The 21682-nt window shown below is 38.5% G+C and carries 23 protein-coding genes and 1 pseudogene; 21 read left to right on the forward strand and 3 right to left on the reverse strand.

Annotation, left to right across the window (positions count from 1 at the left end; translation table 11 throughout):
- Window positions 1-16: 16 nt before the first annotated feature.
- Together trxA and MKY17_RS10360 are read left to right on the forward strand one after the other, a co-directional pair.
- Window positions 17-337, forward strand: coding sequence for a thioredoxin (gene trxA, locus MKY17_RS10355; RefSeq protein WP_339201846.1), 321 nt, complete (start codon window positions 17-19; stop codon window positions 335-337).
- Window positions 338-421: 84 nt separating this feature from the next.
- Complete coding sequence (locus MKY17_RS10360) at window positions 422-1543, forward strand: NADH-dependent flavin oxidoreductase (RefSeq protein ID WP_339201847.1); 1122 nt, start codon at window positions 422-424, stop codon at window positions 1541-1543.
- Between the two features lie 1214 nt (window positions 1544-2757).
- Here the strand turns inward: MKY17_RS10360 and MKY17_RS10365 are convergent.
- A complete protein-coding gene (locus tag MKY17_RS10365; protein WP_098372927.1) occupies window positions 2758-3156 on the reverse strand; it encodes a DoxX family protein in 399 nt (132 codons plus the stop codon).
- 450 nt (window positions 3157-3606) lie between these two features.
- Window positions 3607-3780, reverse strand: coding sequence for an aspartyl-phosphate phosphatase Spo0E family protein (locus MKY17_RS10370; protein WP_098372928.1), 174 nt, complete (start codon window positions 3778-3780; stop codon window positions 3607-3609).
- Window positions 3781-4025: 245 nt separating this feature from the next.
- Here MKY17_RS10370 and MKY17_RS10375 point away from each other — a divergent pair, with 245 nt between their 5' ends.
- The 9 genes and pseudogenes from MKY17_RS10375 (at window position 4026) to MKY17_RS10415 (ending at window position 12691) form a co-directional block, all read left to right on the forward strand.
- Window positions 4026-4733, forward strand: a complete 708-nt coding sequence (locus tag MKY17_RS10375; RefSeq protein WP_076368852.1) for a cytochrome c biogenesis protein CcdA — start codon at window positions 4026-4028, stop codon at window positions 4731-4733.
- Window positions 4734-4866: 133 nt separating this feature from the next.
- Window positions 4867-5214: pseudogene (locus tag MKY17_RS10380) on the forward strand (response regulator).
- A gap of 114 nt (window positions 5215-5328) precedes the next feature.
- On the forward strand, window positions 5329-5805 hold the full coding sequence (locus MKY17_RS10385) for a cytochrome c biogenesis protein CcdC (RefSeq protein WP_098372929.1): 477 nt from the start codon (window positions 5329-5331) through the stop codon (window positions 5803-5805).
- 183 nt (window positions 5806-5988) lie between these two features.
- Window positions 5989-7044, forward strand: coding sequence for a YeeE/YedE family protein (locus MKY17_RS10390; RefSeq protein WP_339201848.1), 1056 nt, complete (start codon window positions 5989-5991; stop codon window positions 7042-7044).
- Window positions 7045-7083: 39 nt separating this feature from the next.
- Entirely contained in the window at window positions 7084-7311 is a 228-nt protein-coding gene (locus MKY17_RS10395; protein ID WP_339201850.1) for a sulfurtransferase TusA family protein, read from the forward strand.
- A 129-nt stretch (window positions 7312-7440) separates the two neighbouring features.
- On the forward strand, window positions 7441-7746 hold the full coding sequence (locus MKY17_RS10400; protein WP_339201852.1) for a DUF3219 family protein: 306 nt from the start codon (window positions 7441-7443) through the stop codon (window positions 7744-7746).
- 80 nt (window positions 7747-7826) lie between these two features.
- Window positions 7827-8255: a DUF2621 domain-containing protein gene (locus MKY17_RS10405; RefSeq protein ID WP_048685984.1), complete on the forward strand. Its 429-nt coding sequence runs from the start codon at window positions 7827-7829 to the stop codon at window positions 8253-8255.
- Between the two features lie 162 nt (window positions 8256-8417).
- Window positions 8418-9563 carry an exonuclease SbcCD subunit D gene (locus MKY17_RS10410; RefSeq protein WP_339201854.1) on the forward strand — a complete coding sequence of 382 codons (1146 nt, stop codon included), beginning with the start codon at window positions 8418-8420 and terminating at the stop codon, window positions 9561-9563.
- Window positions 9560-12691, forward strand: a complete 3132-nt coding sequence (locus MKY17_RS10415) for an AAA family ATPase (protein ID WP_098372932.1) — start codon at window positions 9560-9562, stop codon at window positions 12689-12691. Before MKY17_RS10410 ends, MKY17_RS10415 begins: the two co-directional genes overlap by 4 nt.
- 67 nt (window positions 12692-12758) lie before the next feature.
- Here the strand turns inward: MKY17_RS10415 and MKY17_RS10420 are convergent, their stop codons facing one another.
- The gene (locus MKY17_RS10420) at window positions 12759-13166 is read right to left on the reverse strand and encodes an Hsp20/alpha crystallin family protein (protein ID WP_098372933.1); all 408 of its coding nucleotides are present in this window, start codon (window positions 13164-13166) and stop codon (window positions 12759-12761) included.
- Window positions 13167-13662: 496 nt separating this feature from the next.
- Between MKY17_RS10420 and MKY17_RS10425 the strand changes: the two genes are divergently transcribed.
- From MKY17_RS10425 to MKY17_RS10470, 10 genes are all read left to right on the forward strand, one after another.
- Window positions 13663-14466, forward strand: a complete 804-nt coding sequence (locus MKY17_RS10425; RefSeq protein ID WP_098187405.1) for an enoyl-CoA hydratase/isomerase family protein — start codon at window positions 13663-13665, stop codon at window positions 14464-14466.
- Between the two features lie 95 nt (window positions 14467-14561).
- The gene (locus MKY17_RS10430; RefSeq protein WP_286177182.1) at window positions 14562-14990 is read left to right on the forward strand and encodes a thioesterase family protein; all 429 of its coding nucleotides are present in this window, start codon (window positions 14562-14564) and stop codon (window positions 14988-14990) included.
- Between the two features lie 97 nt (window positions 14991-15087).
- Window positions 15088-15969 carry a PaaX family transcriptional regulator C-terminal domain-containing protein gene (locus MKY17_RS10435; protein WP_339201859.1) on the forward strand — a complete coding sequence of 294 codons (882 nt, stop codon included), beginning with the start codon at window positions 15088-15090 and terminating at the stop codon, window positions 15967-15969.
- 13 nt (window positions 15970-15982) lie between these two features.
- The gene (locus MKY17_RS10440) at window positions 15983-16195 is read left to right on the forward strand and encodes a hypothetical protein (RefSeq protein WP_339201860.1); all 213 of its coding nucleotides are present in this window, start codon (window positions 15983-15985) and stop codon (window positions 16193-16195) included.
- Window positions 16195-17181, forward strand: coding sequence for an MBL fold metallo-hydrolase (locus MKY17_RS10445; RefSeq protein ID WP_098372936.1), 987 nt, complete (start codon window positions 16195-16197; stop codon window positions 17179-17181). Before MKY17_RS10440 ends, MKY17_RS10445 begins: the two co-directional genes overlap by 1 nt.
- Window positions 17182-17330: 149 nt before the next feature.
- Window positions 17331-18269 carry a Phenylacetic acid catabolic protein gene (locus MKY17_RS10450; RefSeq protein ID WP_179891157.1) on the forward strand — a complete coding sequence of 313 codons (939 nt, stop codon included), beginning with the start codon at window positions 17331-17333 and terminating at the stop codon, window positions 18267-18269.
- On the forward strand, window positions 18270-18596 hold the full coding sequence (locus MKY17_RS10455) for a metal-sulfur cluster assembly factor (RefSeq protein WP_098372937.1): 327 nt from the start codon (window positions 18270-18272) through the stop codon (window positions 18594-18596). It begins immediately after the preceding gene.
- Entirely contained in the window at window positions 18593-18823 is a 231-nt protein-coding gene (locus tag MKY17_RS10460; protein ID WP_098372938.1) for a hypothetical protein, read from the forward strand. The genes MKY17_RS10455 and MKY17_RS10460 overlap by 4 nt, the downstream gene beginning before the upstream one ends.
- A gap of 1 nt (window position 18824) precedes the next feature.
- Complete coding sequence (locus MKY17_RS10465; RefSeq protein WP_098372939.1) at window positions 18825-19475, forward strand: Phenylacetic acid catabolic protein; 651 nt, start codon at window positions 18825-18827, stop codon at window positions 19473-19475.
- A gap of 577 nt (window positions 19476-20052) precedes the next feature.
- Entirely contained in the window at window positions 20053-21606 is a 1554-nt protein-coding gene (locus MKY17_RS10470; protein WP_339202359.1) for a benzoate-CoA ligase family protein, read from the forward strand.
- The last annotated feature ends 76 nt before the right edge of the window (window positions 21607-21682 follow it).

Raw genomic sequence — 21682 nt, forward strand, 5'->3', positions numbered from 1 at the left:
CAAGGAGGAAATGATCATGACAATAGAACATGTAACAGATGATAATTTTGCTAGTGAAATCAAGGAAGGTTTAGTATTGGTTGATTTTTGGGCACCGTGGTGCGGCCCGTGTAAAATGATTGCCCCAGTGCTTAATGAAATTGATGTGGAAATGGGTGATCGGGTTAAGATCGTAAAACTTAATGTGGATGAAAATTCAGATACGACAAGCGAATATGGAGTGATGGGAATTCCAGCTCTAATTCTATTCAAAGATGGAGAAAAGGTAGATCAAGCTATTGGCTTCCAGCCAAAAGAAGCCATTTCGGCATTAATCACAAAACATGCATGTTCATAATAATTATCATAATATGCGGATGTGTATTGTGAATTAAGGACTTATACCAACCAACATGGTAGTAACTAAATGGAGGATTACTAAATGAATTCTATATATACACCATTATTTGAATCGTTCAATTTAGGAAAGAAATTAGAAGTGAAAAATCGATTGGTGATGGCGCCTATGACAAATTTCTCTTCTAATCCTGACGGGACTGTAACCGACGCCGAAGTTAATTATTATGAACGTAGGTCAAGCGGGGTCGGCATGGTTATAACGGCTTGTACTTACGTGACGGCTAATGGCAAAGGTTTTCATGGGGAATTTGGCGGAGATCAGGATGAATTGATACCTAGTCTAAGTCGTTTGGCATCAGCGATTAAAGCGAAAGGTGCAAAGGCAATTCTTCAGATTTTTCATGGCGGACGTGAGGTACCACCGGAATTAGTAAATGGAGATGTTGTCAGTGCAAGCAATATTCCATCGGAAGGAGAAGGGAAAGCAGTTCCGCGCCCACTATCTGAAAAGGAAATAGAATCGATTATTCTCGACTTTGGTGAAACCACCCGACGTGCCATTGAAGCGGGATTTGACGGTGTCGAGATTCACGGTGCAAATGGTTACTTGCTACAGCAATTCTTTTCGCCTCATTCAAACCGTCGTGAAGACAAGTGGGGAGGCTCTCTTGAAAAGCGCCTGACTTTTCCATTAGCGGTTGTGGATGAAGTGAAAAAGGCTGTTGCTGAACATGCCAAGGATCCGTTCATCGTAGGATATCGTTTTTCACCTGAGGAACAGGAAACACCAGGAATCACCATGGATGATACACTTGCATTAATTGATGGACTTGTATCAAAGGATCTGGATTATCTTCATGTTTCATTAATGGATTTCTGGTCGAAAGCAAGACGGGGAACAGACGTTGACCGACCTAGGATAGAGATTATTAAAGAACGTATCGGAGATCAAGTTCCCTTAATTGGTGTTGGTTCAATCTATACAGCGGATGATGCGATCAAAGCACTGCAATCGGGGGTTCCGTTAATCGCATTAGGCCGTGAAATCATAATCGATCCTGAATGGGTACAAAAAGTGGAACAAGGCAGGGAAGCAGAAATCGTGACAAAAATAAACAAGGATAATCAGCAGCAACTTGATATTCCAGACCCATTATGGCAAGCGATCATCCACTCTCCAGGATGGTTTCCAGGGATTGAATAAATAGACGTCATATATTAGTGAAATAAAAAATGCATAATGGTGTTCAAAACCATTATGGAATGAATATACTTGGAAAAAATAACCCCGGACAACGGACACACATATAAAAGTGTTCCTTGTCCGGGGTTTTTATGTTTATGGAAGGATCATTTAGATGAGTGGAGTATTTTCAAATTCAATCCTTGAAAAGAATGAATAACTGAGTAATCTATTTCCAAGCTTTTTCGGAAAATGACAAAGGGGAAAGACTTACGAATTTTCATTACCAGCAATTAAGTCTTAAGGACAGATACAATCGGAGATTTTGGCGAGGAAAGGGGCTTTCTTTACGGAATGCTTGTAAAAGGAAGGAGGAAACCACTCTTCCAGAATCACAGCTTTAGAGGACTAACTAGGAAAGCCTCCACGCCCAAAAGAGCCAAAGAGGGCTTAAGAAAATGACAATACCGGGACCACTTATTTGCTTCTTAGGCACTTTTTTTATATTGTCCGTAAAGATTATTTTTTTGTCTTTTTCTGTCGTATTATAGAGAGCGATTAAATACAAAATGGTAACCAAAGTAGAAGTATATTTAAAAAAATAATGTGTACTGCCATCCGGAAAACACTACATAGAATCTAATAAAAAAATATACTAATCTAAAACGAAGTTTATTATTTCTAAATGATAAAATTTAATAATTTTAAACAATTAAAAGTTTATCCTTCCATTCTTAGGTTTATAATCGATTCCGTGGTATATAGCTACCCTAGTTCCAATTTCAAAATATACAATAGCATAGTTTATTGCATAAACAGCACTAACAGTAAGAGCAGGTGCTCCCCATGCTATTAATCGGCTATTAACTGTTTCAGTAAAAATTCTTGCTGCTTCTTTTCTTAAGAATAAATGCTTTCACAGAACCAGCAGCTACTCCAAACACTGCCATGTCCAATAATGAATAGAAGACAAAAAACTGTAAGAGAAGACTCTGATAAAAATTGATATGAACTGTAGACTAGTACCTAGGGAAAATAGTATATGTAGTTGATTTTAAGGGGAATTTAAATCGAAAATCACTTGTTGGGAGTCTGATCCTTATACATTCGTACCAAAGATTAGAATCTGGAGAAAATATGTCCTGGTTCTTTCTAAGGAAAAAGAAAAAACACGGAGTGGTTTTATCCAACTCCGTGTTTTTCATAATGTAGGGATTATAAAACCTAAACTTTCCTTAAAACAGAAAAGAATCAAGTGAGTATGGGCCAGCTCCGGTTAACGCAACGCCAATCGCCACTGCAAGAACGGCAAGATTATATTCATAACCATTTTGAGTTGCCCAGTAGCCATTTGCTCCATGGACTTTAACGATCGCAACGATCATTGTAAGTGCAATTAATATACCTGCAAAGGGTGTAAGGAGACCTAAAGCAAATAAAGCTCCGCCAATAAGCTCTGATAGACCTGCAAATAGGGCCATGGTAACTCCTGGCTTCATGCCAATCGAATCAAACCAGCCTCCTGTACCTTTCAAGCCATGTCCGCCAAACCATCCAAATAATTTTTGAGCTCCATGTCCAACAAACGATAAACCGATTACCACACGTATAACTAATAAACCTATACCAATCATTTATGATTCCCCCTGGAATTTATTTTTAATTTAGATATTTTTAATTCGAGATTTATATTTTAAAAAAAGTAAGGGTGTTATCTCGAATTAATTTATCTTTAATTAAAGATAATATTTATTGAGCGATTTGTCAAATATAATTTTTTCATTTTAATTTGAATGATTGCCGTGGAGAAAAAGGAACGAGGTTCTGTACTAAAGGGAGATGAGCCCGATTCAGAAAAAGAGGAGGAATGTGTTCACTGTCAGCTACTACAATTACAGCGTACTGGAACATGTCATATGCATTATTTTAAATGAAAAAACAGGCAGCGCACATAGCGCTTGCCTGTTTTTATATAGCAAAGGTCATGCCTAAGTATTCAAATGAGAATGAATGTAAAAAGGGGAGTTTGACAGCAAATAATTCATATAATAACATATGCGGTTATCTATGGGAGATGAACTGAGTTAAAAACCTGAACCGGTTTTATAAAAAAGTTCATTATATTTATTTAATAATTGATCGAGTTGCTGGCTATATTCAACGGCAACATGCGAGTTTAAACCATCTTTAGCGACAATCTTGATAAGTTCATTTCTCTTTAATTCAATCTGTTCGAGAAATTCATTCTTTTTAGCCATTATATTTCCTTTCTGGCCCCAACATTTTTTCAAGGTACCCTTAATTTATGTGTTCGTTGTAAAATATGTATGAATATAACAATTATATCGGCTTGGACTAATGAATTCAAATAAGTTAACTTAATCCGTCGCCCCATCAAGTTTAAGCAATTGGTTGTCATGAAATATTCACAGTTCCATAAATGTATTTTTTTATCTTATTTGTTACAATGTTTATAGGTTGACATACATAGGAGTGAGCTTATTTGGATGATATTAATATTTTTTTAGCTTTTGGGGCGGGATTTCTGAGTTTTATTTCGCCATGCTGCTTACCGCTATATCCGGCCTTTTTATCTTATATCACTGGTATGAGTGTTGGTGAAATCAAATCCGAGAACGCCATGCTCCAAAGAAGAAGCATGCTGCATACTTTATTCTTCCTTCTTGGGTTTTCTCTGGTTTTTATTGCAATAGGGTTTAGCACATCATACCTAGGTTCTTTTTTCTCGAATTATAAAGAATTAATTCGTCAGATTGGAGCCATCCTGATTATCATTTTTGGTTTATTCATTGTAGGAATCTTTCAGCCGAAATCTTTTATGAAAGACAGTCGTTTTGAATTTAAGAACCGACCTAGCGGATATATAGGTTCCATTCTTATCGGACTTGCTTTTGCGGCTGGATGGACCCCTTGTGCAGGTCCGCTATTAGGTGCTGTCATTTCACTAGGTGCAACTAATCCTAGTGCAGCCATGAGCTATATGACTGCCTATATTTTAGGATTTGCCATACCGTTTTTCATATTATCCTTCTTTGTCGGAAAATTGACATGGATCAAAAAGTACAGCCAATACATCATGAAGATTGGCGGATATTTAATGATTGTAATGGGTGTGATTTTGTTTTTTGATTGGATGACCAAAATAATCGCAGTCCTGTCTAGACTATTCGGTGGCTTTACCGGGTTTTAGTCCATAATAAGCTATTTTTTCAATAAAATTCAAAATGGATTGTCCTTAATTAGGTTTTATGATGTGATTTTTTAATTTTTTTTTCTATTTAAATGATAGGATTTTTCATGCTGTTGTGTGAGGAAGAACGGCTATGGCCCGAATATTTATCGTTGAAGATGCAAAGTTTATGAGAATGACACTTTCAAATATTTTACCTAAAGCAGGACATGTAGTGGTCAGTGAGGGCGGGAATGGACTAGAAGCCATTGGATGATATCGAAATTGGAATCCTGACCTGTAATGATGGATATTCCCATGCCAATCATGAGCGTGCTGGATACCGCTAGAGAAATTAAGTAGGAATTTCAGGCTAATGTGCTCTGCCATTGGTCAGCAAAAAATGGTTGTCGAGGATATAGAAGCTGGGGCGCAATATTTTAACGTCAAGCATTCTGACGAGGGCATGGTATTGGATGACATAAAAACGGCGCTTGATTAATAACACTCTCCTTGTTTATCTCAAATAGGTAATATATACTTTGTTTATAAATTGAAGTCATATATAATTTTTAATGGTACTTACCTATTTTTAGTTTAAAGGGATGGTTAAGAGATGATATATATATCAACAGGTATAGCGATTGTGATGGCTATAGGTGTTTTCATGTTACGGATGAAGGAAACGAAAAAACCAGTGAATGAAAAGAAAATCATTTTACCGCCGCTGTTTATGAGTACAGGTGCTTTGATGTTCATTTTCCCGATGTTCCGGGTGACTCGATACGAATTGTTGGAGGCTCTTGTTGCAGGGATGTTATTTTCCATCTTATTGATAAAAACATCTAAATTTGAGGTTAGAGATGAAAAAATTTATATTCTGCGCTCTAAAGCATTCATATTCATATTGATTGGTCTCATGGTGATTCGACTGGTGGCAAAACTGATGCTGGGAAGCACGATTGAAATCGGTGTGTTGAGTGGGATGTTCTTCTTACTTGCTTTTGCGATGATCGTTCCGTGGAGAATTGCCATGCTTTATCAATATAAGAAAGTTAAAGCAGCCAGTTTCGGCAGAAGTAGCATGGTGTAATACATGTACTGTAGGATTTAATCAAAGGAACAATCAATAAACCTGAGTCGATAAATGACTCAGGTTTTTCGTTTGCCTGGAAACTTTTCATGAGGGTAAAAAAGTTCATATGAAAACCTAGTAATTTTATCCGGATTATATTATATTGGTATTATAATATTTTACTTAAGGAGGAAACGGTTCATGTTACAAATGATTATGTTCGGAATTATTTGTGGTTTACTGCTGGGATTTGTGCTTCAAAGAGGCCGTTTCTGTGTTGTTGGTGCATATCGTGATTTGATTTTAGCTAAAGATGGACGGATGTTCTTAGCTACATTTATTGTAATAGCAATACAAAGTATTGGTGTTTATGCATTGAATGATACAGGGGTCATTCAGTTTGGAAATGATGGTTTTCCATGGTTGGGAACAATCGTGGGTGGCTTTATTTTTGGCATTGGTATGGTTCTGGCAGGAGGTTGCGCCACTGGAACATGGTATCGTGCCGGAGAGGGTATGATCGGAAGTTGGGTTGCTCTTTTTGGTTATATGCTAGGGGCAGCAATGTCGAAATATGGTGTATGGAAAGTGGCTGGAGATAATCTGTTATCTTATCGTACAAGTGATACGTATATTCATGAAACATTAAATGTTTCGCCATGGGTGCTTGTTATTATTGTGACACTTTTGGTTGGCCTATTGGTGATTCGTGAATTGAGAAAACCGAAACTTCCAATTTTTAAAATGAAACCGAAAAAAACGGGATTGGCGCACATCTTATTCGAGAAACGGTGGCATCCCTTTGTTACAGCATTATTGGTCGGCCTTATTGCAATCATGGCATGGCCGCTAAGCGCAATGACAGGCAGGATGTTCGGACTTGGAATTACAGCGCCTTCCGCGAACATTCTAACTTTCCTTATAACAGGAGATGATGCGTTAATCGACTGGGGTACGTTTTTAGTATTGGGTATTTTCCTCGGCGCTTTTATTGCTGCCAAAGGAAGCGGGGAATTCCGTTGGCGTTTGCCTGATATGAAAACGTTACGTAACAATGCAATTGGCGGTGTAATCATGGGATTCGGTGCGAGTGTTGCCGGGGGATGCACTATCGGAAATGGTTTGGTGAACTCGGCGCTATTTGCTTGGCAGGGTTGGATCGCGATTGTCTTTTTCCTGCTGGGTACATGGGTAGCAACTTATTTCACGATTATCCGTAAGCAAAAGAAAACAGCGGCTATTTCAAAAGCTGCATAAGATTGTGATGAAAATTATCTATTGGGGAGTGTAATATATATGGCGAAGGTATTGGAAACGACTGGGATGGTATGCCCATTCCCTTTAGTGGAAGCTAAAGAAGCAATTGTGGATATGGCCAAAGGAGAGGAACTAATCATCAATTTCGATTGCACCCAAGCAACGGAGAGCATTCCGCGTTGGGCTGCTACCGAAGGTCATGAAATTACGGAGTTTGAGCAAATCGAAGATGCTAAATGGCGTATAATCGTGAAAAAGGGAAAGTAAATTGATTTGAAGAAAACGTGTTCGGGTTTCCTGTGCACGTTTTTTTATTTTTTCGAGGTTAAATAATTGGAAGCTGAAAGTTTCTAGTGATAACATGTCTTTAACCAATTTATTAAGGAGATGTTGTTAATGGTAGACAAGGTCATTTTAAACGATGTTCCACTGCGCGTCACTGACTTTCTTTCTGAAACTGTAAAGGATTCTGAAGGAAAGGGAATCAGAAAAGTCGGTTTCAATTTCAGGGTTACACATAGTGAATATCATGATATTACAACACTGCTTTATCAAATGGTATTTGATTTAAAGATTCCACAGTCAAACGAGGAGTTTCGAGCAGAGATCTTTAACTACGCAACTTCGGTCACGAATTTATATGAAGAAAATGCGGTGGGGGAATTTTCACTTGTCTTACTGGAAGTGAACGGTCAGGAATGATTACATTGCCAGTCTTGTAAAGATATGGGTTACTGTCTATAATAATAGTGACGATCATTCTATACATATGAGGTGGTACTTTGCTTAGTGGATGGTTTTTATGGTTTATTCTATTTTGGGTAGCCCTTTTAATTATATTGATGAGCATAGGTGGCTTTTTCATGTTTCGGAAGTTCCTGAAAAGATTTCCGAAAGAAGATGGGAAATCCGATATGGATTGGGAAGAATACTATTTGGAACAAACAAAGCACTTATGGTCAAAGCAGCAAAAGGAATTACTGGAAGATTTAGTGAGCCCTGTGCCAGAACTTTTTCGTGATGTTGCACGTCATAAAATCGCAGGGAAAATCGGAGAGTTGGCGTTAAAGGAAAAAGCGGGCGATATTACGGAAGATTTAGTGATACGCGGCTATATCATTGCCACACCAAAACGTGACCATAAATTTTTACAAAAAAAATTAGCTGAAAGAAAGGTGAATATGGTTCCATATGAACACTTATTCAGCTAATGATGAAAAAAGCAGACTCTTTTGGAGTTTGCTTTTTTTATTCTGAATCTTTCAAAAGAATGGGGCAGTGTGGTAAAAATTAGAACGTTTGTACCCAAACCATGCTATTCGTAAAATTTTTGATATAATAATAGTAAGTAAAAATTAGGACGGAGTGAAACTATGAAATTTATCCATACGGCTGATTGGCATTTAGGGAAAATCGTTCACGGGGTGCATATGACAGATGACCAAAGGCATGCACTCTTGCAATTCATAGAAATTGTCGAAGAGGAAAAACCGGATGCGGTCGTGATTGCCGGTGATCTATATGATCGTTCCGTTCCGCCGACTGAAGCAGTGGAGCTTCTTGATGAAATCTTTTATACGATTAATGTGAAAATGAATACTCCGATCGTTGCGATATCGGGAAACCATGATTCTGCGGAAAGACTCGCATTCGGTTCATCATGGTATCGTCATAGTCAGTTATACATTCATGGGAAATTAACAAAAACATGTGAGCCGGTCCGTATCAAAGGCGTGAACTTTTATTGTGTTCCATATGCAGAACCTGGGACGGTCCGCCATCTTTTTGAAGATGATAGTATCCATTCCCATCAAGAAGCGATGAAGCGGATTACCGGAACGATTGCCGAGAATTTCAATAAGGATGAGCCGAATGTCTTCGTAGGACATGCTTTTGTATTAGGCGGAAAAACGAGCGATTCGGAAAGGGTCTTGTCTGTAGGTGGCTCCGGCTGTGTTTCATCCGACTTATTCGATGCGTTCGATTATACGGCACTTGGGCATTTACATAGTCCAGACGCAATACGTCATCCTAAGGTGTTTTACTCTGGATCACTATTAAAATATTCTTTTTCCGAGGCCAAGCAAAATAAGTCGCTTTCCATCGTCGATATGCAAGAAGATGGAAGCTTTCATATACGCTATCGTTCTTTGGCACCCAAGTTCGATATGAGGGAGATATCTGGAGTTATGGAAGAGTTACTCGATCCGGCATTCTATCAATCGCAAAAAATGGATGACTATTTGAAAATAACACTAAATGATGAGGGGGCACTCATTGATCCTATTAACCGCTTGCGCCAGATTTATCCGAACGTACTACATCTAGAGCGTAAATGGGATTTGACCGACCTTAGAAGAAAAAAATCTTTCTCCTCTGTAAAAGATGAACGGAAATCAGAATTGGACTTGTTTGAAACGTTTTATCAAGAAATGACAGATCGGGACTTTGATTCTCAAAAGCAGGATTTGATGGTTTCGGTAATTGAGGCTGTTAAGAAAGAGGAGGCTTTGAAATGAGACCGGATATATTAACGATGCAGGCATTCGGACCATATGCAGGAAGGGAAACCATTGACTTTAATTCCCTTGGAGAACGGACGATGTTTGTCATTTCTGGAAAGACAGGCGCAGGGAAAACAACGATATTTGATGGTATTAGTTTTGCGATATATGGAAAAGCCAGTGGTGAAGATCGAAGCGGGCAAGATTTACGAAGTCAGTTTGCCGAAGATGATATATTGACGGAAGTCTCGTTGCAATTTACACTGCGTGGAAAAACGTATTTGGTGACCCGGTCCCCGCAGCAGGAACGCAAGAAAAAAGCAGGTGAAGGAACAACAACTGTTGGAGCAAAGGCTGAATTATATGAGATATTGGCCGAAGGAAAAAAATTGCTGGGAGCAAATGTACGGGAAGTTGAAGAAAAAATCAAAGTACTCATTGGACTTGACGCTAATCAATTCCGGCAAATCCTGATGATTCCACAGAATGAATTTCGAAAACTGTTAACTTCCGACAGCAAGGATAAAGAACAGATTCTCCAGAAATTATTTCATACTGAACTTTATAAACGAATAGAAGAAAAATTAAAAGAAGAGGCTTCCATCCTAAAAAAGGAAAGTGAAAAAAGTGCTCAGCGGCGAATTGAATTAATGAAAGGCATCCAGCCTGGCAATAATGAAGAATTACAGGCACAAATACAAGGGGAAGAGCCTAGTGAACAACAGGTCTTACCGCTTTTACAGGAAGTCATTTTGCAAGCGGCAGAAAAAAGTGAGTATATAAATAAACAAATACAGGAAAAGCAGAAAGCTCGTGATCAAGTAAATCAAGAACTTTCAAAAGCTGTCGATTTATTAAATCGATTTTCGGAAAAAGAAAAACTGCGGAATGAAAAGGAGGCCCTTGAAGCAAAGCTGCCAGAAATGGAATTAGTGAAAGTCCAAATAAAAATGGCACACAAAGCGGCTTCGCTTGAAAAGCAGGAACAATACTATTTGCGAATTGGCAAACAAGTACAAGATGCGAATTCCGAACTTCAAAAGTTAAGTGAGCAGTCCGAGAAGTTACGGATTGAGCGCATTGAGAAGCAGGATTCCTATGATAAGGAAAAGTCGAAGGATAATCAAAGAGAGCAGGCAGTCCGAACAGTTCATCAGCTTGAGCAGGTAAAAGAGGCTGTCATGACTTTTGCAAGCTTAAAAGCACAGGTTACTTTAGATGAAAAAGAGTGGGAAACTAGCAAACGACTTCGTGAAAAAACTGTTTCGGAACATCTGTCGATTGAAGCGGAAACAGAGAAAGTCGCTCAAGAAAAAACAGAAGCGGAAAAAGCGGCTGTTCTTTATCGTGATCAGGAAATTGAAGCAGAAAGAAATAATCAATCGCTATCTAAGATTAAAAAGCTTCAAGAAGTTCTTTATGAAATCCAGAATACGAAACGAGTTCTGGATGAAAAGAATAATCGGTTCCAAGAGTTACAAAGAATACAAATTCAGGAGAAGGAAAAACTGGAAACTCTGAATCGAAACTGGAGAACTGGCCAAGCGGGTATGCTTGCTTCCATGCTGCATTCTGGAGAAAATTGTCCTGTGTGCGGTTCGCAAAGTCATCCAAAACCAGCGCAATTGCATGAGCATATGCCGACGGATTTGGAACTGAAAGAGCAAGAAAACAAGCTGAAAACTGCAGAACAACAAAAAAGCCAAGCGGAAAGTGAATATTATCAAGCGAAATCCAAATATGATGCACTGGCAGAGTCTTCACAAGAAAAGCTTAGTGACATACAAAATGACATGTCAGAGTTTAGGTGTGAAAATATTGATGGGCATTTGCTACAGTTTGTACAAAAAGGAAAAGTGCTTCAAGAGCAGCTAAAAGAATTGATGCGGAAAAAGTCTGTACTCAATGATCTGGAAAAAAGGTTGCAGGATTTAAAAGAGAAAGCATCCCAGCTTAAGGATAATATGATCTCTTTAGAGAGAAAAGAGGACCAAGGGAAAACGAGGTATATTGAAAACTCTACAAAACTAACTGGATTAACCGATTCCCTGCCAGACGGAATACGGACTGAGGAAGAATATAATGAAGCTTATCAAATGGCTGTAAATACACAGAAACGCTTACAATCGGCATTTGATGATGCACAAAAAAACCTCCAACTGGTGAAGGAAAGAGAATCGGCCATCATTGCAAAAAAAGAATCCCTAAGTGGAAATATAGAGGCCTTAAATACAGAATTGAAAGAGGAGCGGGAAAAGTTAATTACGGATATGACCAATCAAGGCTTTTCCAATTATAAAGAATATACGGCAGCAAAAAAATCGGAAGCGGCTCTTGGAAATTTGGAGGACCAAGTACAACAGTATAATCAAAATTGGCAAAGTGTTTTAAGTCTGTTTCATGATTTGGAAATGAAATTAAAAGATGTGGCCAAACCAGATCTTGAAGGATTGAAAAAGACTTTCGATTTCATAGATGGAGAATTGGAGTCGTTACGCCAAAATCAGAATGAATTACAGGCTGAAATTCGGAATAACGAAGAAATCGAAAGGAAATTGGTGCAAATCAGGGAAGATCAGAAAAGTTTAGATGAAAGGTACAGTATAGTTGGTCATCTGTCAGAGATTTCCAAAGGTCAAAACTCCTTCAAAATAACGTTTGAACGATATGTACTGGCAGCCTTTTTAGATGATATCTTAAAAGAAGCCAATTCAAGGCTGCTGAAAATGACAAGCGGCAGATATCAGCTGTTGCGAAAGCTTGATCCTACACGCAGGAATATCCAGAGCGGTCTGGAATTATCTGTGTATGACCAATATACAGGACATGAGAGACATGTCAAAACCCTTTCGGGAGGCGAGAGCTTTAAGGCTTCCCTTGCACTTGCTTTGGGTCTTGCGGATGTTGTCCAGCAGAACGCTGGCGGTATTTCACTTGAAACGATGTTCATCGATGAAGGTTTCGGTACGCTCGACCCTGAATCTCTTGATCATGCGATTGAAGCATTAATGGATATACAAAGCACCGGGAGATTAGTCGGAATAATTTCCCATGTGCCGGAATTGAAAGAAAGAATTGATGCACAGCTGCAAGTCATTTCGACACAAAACGGAAGTCGAACGTCCTTTTATTTTGCTGGATAATCAAGAAAAAAGAATGGCTAAGGGAGAAGTGATTCCCTAGGCCATTCTTTTTATTTTTATGAATGAACTACTCAATGTTAATATCTTCAGCTGTTTTTCCGGGGGAAAACTTATGGATGCGAATCACCAATATCGGATTCGAGAATTCAGCGGTAATTCTTCGAGAGCAAATCGAAAAGGGGAAAGGGATCTTTCTCTGTGTGGGCAGTGTATCTTCTTTTTTTTCAAGAATTGGCTTATCAGTATCGTAAACGATGATCGATAGCTCATTATCACATAGGCAAACTTTTATATCTTTCACATCATGATTTTCCAAAACCGCTTCCACCATATACTCATCGTCACTTTCGTATATATCAATTGAAAAAAGTTGATGATCCAACGCACAAGTTTCCGGATCCAGAAAAAAACTTTTTACCCATTCATCAAACTTTTCAACCTCATTCATTTGCGATCCATGTTGATTGTCTTGCATGTTGATACCCCCGGTTTTCCTTTGAGGTATTATATGTTGGAGCATGAAGAATGGTGATTGAAATAGTGAAATTGATGATGATAAAAGATTCCGGAAAAGTGGTTCAAAAAATGTAATAGCAACCAAGGACTTTAGAAAAGTAATCAAAACAAAGAAACGATGTGTGTGTGGGTATTAAGGGAATTAAAAATTAGCAAGAAGTTAATGAAAGTGATAACCAATTGTATATGAGTAGGTTATTTCTTAATAATCGAGCATGTTTTCTATTAAGCTCGTACCCTACTGCCATCACTATCTTAATATTCAAAACCTGGTTTTTACTGCTGTCAAAATGAACAATCCATATCATTGTAAATACAGTTACAAATAACGTATTAAATGTAAATTTTAAATAATTCACCAAAAATAATTGCAATTCTGAAAATTTAGTAGTATATTATGTAATATAAACGGAGGGAAATAAAACGTAATATAAAATTCAGAGGAGTGTTGAAGAATGAGTACAGCAGTCGAAGCAAAGCAAACGCTTACAATTCAAAAAAACAAAGAAACTGGGGTAGCGGAGGTACATCTTCATATTAATAAGACTAATGCCTATACGCTTGATTTTTACAAAGAATTAAATGCTGCAATTGATGATATTCGTTTTGATCCAGATATGAAAGTAGCTGTATTAATGAGTGATATGCCTAAATTTTTCTCGGTCGGAGCGGATATTAACTTCCTTAAAGCTGCTGATCCGGTTTTTAAAACACAATTCTGCTTATTCTGTAACGAAACTCTTGATAAAATTGCCCGTTCACCGCAAATCTGGATTGCATGCCTCGAAGGTCACACAGTAGGTGGGGGACTGGAAATGGCGATGGGTTGTGATCTTCGCTTTATGGGTGATAATGCAGGGAAAATCGGTTTACCGGAAGTTAACCTTGGGGTCCTTGCAGGTACTGGGGGGACACAAAGAATGGCTAGATTAGTTGGTCACTCCAAGGCAATCGACCTGAATATCACAGGGGAGTCTATCTCACCTCAGGAAGCTAAGGAAATACGATTAGTAGATCGGGTTTTCCCACAAGATGAAATACGTGAAAAAACATTGGAATATGCCAAAAATGTCGCAAGTAAGGCTAGTTATGCAGTAACTAATATAAAACTATCGATAATGAACGGTAAAGAAATGCCTTTAAACGCCGCGATTCGTTATGAAGGGGAAATACAGAATCTTTTATTCCGCTCTGAAGATGCTAAAGAAGGTTTAGCTTCCTTCCTTGAAAAGCGTGAACCACAGTGGAAAGGTAAATGATTAATTTGTCCTTTTAAAAGTAAAAAAAGCAATATCGGTTCCTGCCGATATTGCTTTTTTACTACGAATGCTATTGGGAGGATGGTGTATATATAATGGAAGAAACTCATTTGAAAAGGCGCATGAATGAAACGAAATTTCAAATTCAATGGGGTGATACAGACCGGGCAGGAATTGTCTATTATCCGAATTATTATAAATGGTTCGATTTAGCGGGTCATAATTTTTTTCGTTCTATAGATATGAGCCCTAAATATTTGGAAGAAGAGAAGAGAATCATCATTCCATTACTCGAAGCGAAGTGCACTTTTGAAAAACCGCTGTACTATGACGATGAAGTGACAGTATACACTCATGTGAATGAGGTGAAAACAAAGACCATTCGTTTTCATCATGAGGTTTATTGTGGGAAAAAAAGGACTGGGTATGGTTATGAAATACGCGCTTGGACTTCCATCGGGGAGGATGGGTTCAAGGCTGTACCAATTCCAGAAAATATAAAAAGAATATTAAAAGTCATATAGCGGGGATATGAAGGTGTTTATCTCCAACAAGTTTGAAAATTGAGCCAATTTAGATTACATTAAGAAGAAAAGGCTTTATGAGAACAGGAGAATCAACATGAAACCAAGGTCATTATTGTATACTCTTTTTGGTGATTTCGTCCAATTCTACGGTGGGGAAGTATGGATTGGGACACTTATTAAAATGATGGGGCATTTTGGTGTTTCTGAATCCTCTGTACGTGGAGCTATTCTGCGTCTGGTTCAACAGGATTTAATTACTGGGCGAAAAATAGGCAATAAAAGCTATTATTCATTAACTCAAAAAGGGAAACGCAATATGGATGATGGTGTCAAACGTGTTTATACGATCCGGAATAATCATTGGGATGGTTTGTGGAGAGTTGTTACATACTCCATCCCTGAGGAGAAGCGAGTGCTGAGGAATCAAGTGCGTAAGGAATTGAGCTGGACAGGTTTCGGGCTTTTGTCCAATAGTATTTGGGTCAGTCCCAATCCATTGGAAAAACAAGTTCTGACCTTGATGGATACATATGATCTAAAGGACTACCTGATTATTTTCAGTTCCAGTCAAGTCATCACCCACTCAAATGAAGAGATTTTACGTACTTGTTGGAATTTAAATGAAATAAACAAAAACTATTTAACTTTCATACAGCAATATGAAACGAAGCTTCAGGACATGCAGCAGGCTGTATGGGAAGATAGCATTTCAAATGAAGAATGTTTTTATGAACGAACCCGGCTTGTTCACGAATATAGGAAGTTCCTTTTCCTGGACCCTAGTTTCCCGCTAGATTTATTACCTGAAGACTGGCATGGAATCAAGGCTAGGGAGCTATTTTGGAATATTCATCAGCTTACTTCGGTCAAAGCAGTGAAATATTTTGAATCAATCATGGAATATCCTCCTGATAAAGCAGAATTTGTAAATCGCGAGAAAGCAATTAACCCTTTTTCAGAAATCTATCATGATTAAGAGAAGAGGTTTTATGCAGCAAAAAATCCATGTTACAGAAAAATGGTTGGAAGAGCTGGATGGCCTTGATTATGAGAAATGTGCGGTTAATAAGGGGAATGCTGCTGATTTACGCACAGGCATTGCTATTGGATCAAAAGCGTATGAGTTAATAGTCGTAACAGGGGATAGAAAAGGAAGCGTTGCTTGCCTTTCAACACAATTGGAAACCAGTTTTAGGGAGTGATGATCATTACTGAGCCATCAGGGAACTATCAACAATTAACGGATTATTTAATTCGCATAGGTATACCTGTTCCATTCCCCATGAAACATGTTTATTGTTATTTATTTCGAATGGAAGAAGAAATCGTACTGGTGGATGTTGGGTTTCCAACAGAAATCGCCAAGAAGTATTGGGAAGAAGTCCTTGAAGAGTTGTGCATTAAACCAACAGATATATCAAAGATTATCCTGACCCATTTTCATCCTGATCATACTGGTTTAATCAGCTGGATGCAGCAAAAAACCGGTGCTCGCGTTTATATGAGTGATGCGGAAGCCCAGATGATTAAAACTGTCTTTGGCGGGAATACGAAACAGGCTGAAGCAATATACGAATTATTTGGTAAACATTCCGTACCCGAGCCTTTGTTGACTAAAGTGAGAGAAAACGTATTGTTTTTCTCGAATAAAGTGAATCCACTTCCTGAGATTGAGGGTTTTCAAGAAACCTATATAGATAGTCCTGGAGGAAGATGGAGCGTCAAAACATATGGTGGTCATGCGGAGGGACATCTATGTTTTTATCAAGAGACCCAGAAAATCATGTTAATAGGCGATGTAGTCTTGAATAAGATCACTCCGAATATTAGTCTTTGGCCAAATTCCGATCAAAACCCTCTAAAAAGTTACTTTTCAACTTTGTATCAACTTGTTGAACAGGATGTGAGCATTGCATATCCTGCCCATGGAACACCAATAGTGAACCTTGCCCAGAGGGCTAAGGAAATCATTGGACATCATCATGAACGTTTAACGACCATTTTAACCATTCTGGAATCAAATAAAGTGGCGTATAAAATTACGGAAAAACTTTTTCAACAAAAGAAGCTCACTGATCATCAATGGCGATTCGCCATTGCGGAAACGTTAGCACATCTGGAATATTTAGTTGAAGAGAAAAGAATACAAAAAATTTCAAATGGCGGAATGTTTCGCTACGAATTATAACAAATAAAGCGAGCTGCACTTTTGTGCATCTCGCTTTATTTGTTTTCTGAAAAATCTGATAAAGTGTTGACTAACCAGATAAAGTAAATTATTATATTACTTATATAAGACGATAGTTTAAAAAACATAATATGATAGGAGAGAGACAGATGACAGGGTTTACAAATGATTTGATGGGCAAGATCCAAGCCGGGTTTGTGGTCGAGAGACTGGAAGATATGGATGAAAACTATAAAAAGGCATTGAAACAAACTTTGATGATAGTTGCGGATACAGAATTGTTAAGTGTTCCGCCACTTCTGACTGTCTATAATGATGCCCCTAATTTAAATTACAAAATCACAGCACTTGCAGTGATGCAGGATGAAATCGGCCATGCGCATATTGCGTATAGATTATTAAAGGATTTAGGAGAAAACGTTCAATTCATGTTATATGAGCGATCGCCAAATAGATGGAAGAATCCATATGCTTTTGATTTTAAATTAGATAACTGGGTTGAACTGGGAGTATTCAACGGATTATTTGATCGAGCAGGTTACACCTTATTGGGAGATGCGCACCAACATACATCATATGGACCTTGGAAACGGGCATTGGTCAAAGTTGATAAGGAGGAACTATTCCATTTAAGAAACGGAGAAATCATAATGAAGGCAGCCATGAAAGATCCTGAAACGGCTAAGCAGGTTCAAGAAGCGATTGATTGGATGTTCATCATGTCCCTTGAATTCTTCGGTGTAGCAGATAACTTGAAAAGCAGGTCAGCCCAGCTGGATTATAAATTGAAAGGAAAGACTAATGATGAATTAAGGCAGAAATGGATGTCTACTGCCGTTCCTTTCTGTGAATCCCTCGGACTTAATCTACCTGCTCATTATAATGAAGGGACTGGTAGGTATGAATTGAATGTTCCTTTTCCATGTAAATTCGATGTGGAAAACAAGCGGTGGAAATATGATGAACCCGATACGTGGGATAATGTCATCAACCGCTTTAAGCAGCGTGGCCCACAAAATCAGGAGTTCGTCAACCGGATTCAAAAAGGATATCAACTACTTGATGCATATCGAAATGAGGCGATTTAGATGGGTGGGGTGTTATATAAGGATCCGGTATTAATCCATGCATTACAAGAAGTTTCTGATCCTGAATTTCCTATAAGCATCGTGGATATGGGCTTGATTTATGGCGTAGAAAAGCAAGGGAATACAGCGTATGTAACGATGACATATACTTCAACGGGATGCGGGTGCATGCAGTGGATCGAGAGTGATATTAAAAAAAGGCTTCTTCAAGAAGAAAGTATTCATGCAGTGGAAATAGAGGTGGTTTGGAGTCCAGCTTGGACGGTCGACCAAATGAGTGAAGCAGGCAGGAAGATATTAAAGTCCTGGGGGGTCAGTTCAAAATGAGTGATAATAAGGTCCAAAACTTGGAATATGATGTGTTTTCAAGAATCAATCGTGGTGATGACTTAATGCATATTGGAACAGTTGAAGCCGATAATGATGAGTTGGCACGTGTTTATGCCCGTTATATTTATGATGAAGAAAAATGGGTGGAAATGTTTATAGTCAAGCGGGAAAATATGATTTGCATTAGAGAAGCAGAACCATTTTTTAAGAAAAGGGTGATTTAATATGGTGAATTCAACAAATGGCAACACTGAATTGATTACCTTGATAGAAACGATTGCTGATAATAAATTCATTTTAGGAGATCGTCTTGTTGAGGTCGGTGTCAGTGGTCCAGACTTAGAAGGGACCCTTGCCGCAATTGCAATGGCCCAATCGGAGCTAGGTCATGCCCGCCTTCTCTATAATTGGGGAACGAATTTGAAGAGCGGAAAAGGCAGCAAAAAGGAAGTAAAGGAACAAACGGGTAAAGCGTTTGACAGCATTGTTCAAATCGGGGAGTGGATACAGCTGATTGCAGGGCTCTATTCTATGAATACGGCATTCAATACATTGATTACCGCTTTGACCAGCCACCAAAAAGGCAGTGAAATCGAACTGCAATTCAATAAATTGGCAAGAGAACAGTTAGAGCATATTTTGTACTCGAAAAACTGGGCACTCAAGTTACTGAATGATGGAGGCTCAATTCCTGCCCGTTTCGGGAGAGCATTTAAACTTTGTGAACAAGAAGTAATTACTTGGTTGAAACAAGTGGAAAACAATCGTGTGCTTATTGAAAACGAGATCCTTCCTGTAAATAGTAATTTAGTAAACTCCTATAAGGAAGCTTTGATCCCGCGTTTAAGGGACGAGGAGATAATAAATGCCCGTTAAAAAGGAAAATCCGGCATGTCCATTTTGTAATGGCAAAAATGTTGAATTATATTCATCCTTCGGTACTGCACAGCTCGTTAGGCAATACTATTGCCTAAACTGTAAAACGGTTTTTGAAAGTATACGATGGAAAGGTTCTTTCTCTAATGATCGACCTCATGAGCCAACTGATCTGAATGGGTAGTCACTACTTGTTAAAAGCCTTTCCAGTGCAAAATGCACTTGTAAATGTGTAAAATATTGGGGGGGATATCAGACTATAAGTTTCATAGCCTGATGGAATTACTTTACCCTTGATTGGAGGTTTGGCTGATTTGAAAGCGGTTTCTTAATGGAAAGGAGCATTGTCAGGAAGGGGATTTGCTCAAATTAGTTCGTATAGCGTTTCCGAATGAATGGCCTTTTTCCACAAAGGAGATTTTGAAAATGGAAGGTTAGGGATTTATCCGGCTTGTATGGCAGCCGTCTTCTTTACGGAATAAAGGAGACGGTGGGGTGACGCTTCTAAAACCAGTAGCTTTTTGAGGAGGGTAAATGTGTGATAAAAACCGAATGTAAAATTAGAGGATTGGGTGCGATGTACAATGCTTCCTATAATTTCTTCCAGAAAAACATTGAGGCAGGAATAGGGGATAAAACCGCTATTTATTATGAAAATCAATCTTATACCTATCAAGAAATCGATACCCTTGGTAATCAATTTGGTGCGGCATTAAAAGAACTGGGCATAGAGATGGAACAGCGCGTCCTGCTTTTATTACATGATTCTCCAGAATTCATCATTAGTTTCTTCGGTGCAATAAAGGTTGGGGCAATCCCGATTCCATCCAATACGCTTTTGCCCATAAAGGATTATGAGTATCTTTTGAATAATAGCCGTTCCAAAGTGTTGGTTACTACTTGTGAACAGTGGGAGAAGTTAAAGCTTGTTAAAAATAGATTACTTTTCTTGAGGCATGTCATCTTGGTTGATGGGGTTGATCTGAACCTGAAGGAAGATAACGAACATTCTTTTCTGACTCTTACTCGCAGACAAAATAAAGAACTGCCTCCATGTTTTAGCAACATAAATGACCAAGCGTTCTGGCTCTATACATCAGGAAGTACAGGTGAGCCAAAAGGGGTTATACACCTTCAAACCGATATGGAAGAAGCCTTTAAAAATTACGCCAGGAACATTTTGCAAATCACCGAAAATGACATTACTTTTTCGGCTTCGAAGCTTTTCTTTGCTTATGGTTTGGGAAACGCGATGTATTTTCCTTTTGGAGCCGGGGCCACGACTGTTTTAATGCCGGACCGACCGACTGCAGAAAAGGTGTTTGAGACGATAGAGAAGTATCGTCCAACCATTTTTTTTGGTGTCCCGACTCTGTATGGATCGATGCTCAATTACCTTGAGAAAACGAAGGAAACCTATGATCTTTCTTCAGTTAGACTTTGCGTATCAGCAGGAGAGGCACTGCCGGCTTCTTATATCGAACAATGGAAGAGAGTTTTTGGATTGGATATTATAGACGGAATTGGTTCGACCGAATCACTTCATATATACCTTTCCAATCAAGTAGATGATATTCGGCAAGGAAGCACAGGAAAAATCGTTCCCGGTTACGAAGCTAAAATAGTCGATGAACAAGGTCATGAAACTCAGGTGAATGAAGTGGGAGACCTTTTAATTAAAGGAGAAAGCATCGCAGCCTCTTATTGGAATCTTAATGAAGAGAACAAAAAGAAGTTTATTGGTAATTGGCTGGTGACAGGAGATAAATACTTCAAGGATGAAGATGGTTTCTATTGGTACGCAGGCCGCAATGATGACATGATGAAGGTAAATGGAATTTGGGTATCGCCAATAGAAATAGAAAACGCACTCTTATCACATCCCGATATACTGGAAACTGCAGTTGTTGCTGTAAATGATGAAAATGGTTTAATAAAGCCAAAAGCCTTTATAGTATTAAAAGCAAATGCGGAATCAGGTGAAGGAGTAAAAGCGGAATTAAAAGGATTTGTCAAAAAAGTGTTAGCACCGTATAAATATCCTCGCGACATTGAATTCGTGAACGAGTTACCAAAGACTTCGACAGGAAAGATACAAAGATTTAAATTAAGAGAGTCAGAGATTAAATGATAATAAACAAATGGAGAAATCATTCTCAAATCATGCTTCAAAACTAAATTCTTGAAGATTGTGGATTTCATAAAGG

Source organism: Peribacillus sp. FSL P2-0133, from assembly GCF_037975445.1.
GTDB classification, from domain to species: Bacteria; Bacillota; Bacilli; order Bacillales; family DSM-1321; genus Peribacillus; species Peribacillus simplex_E.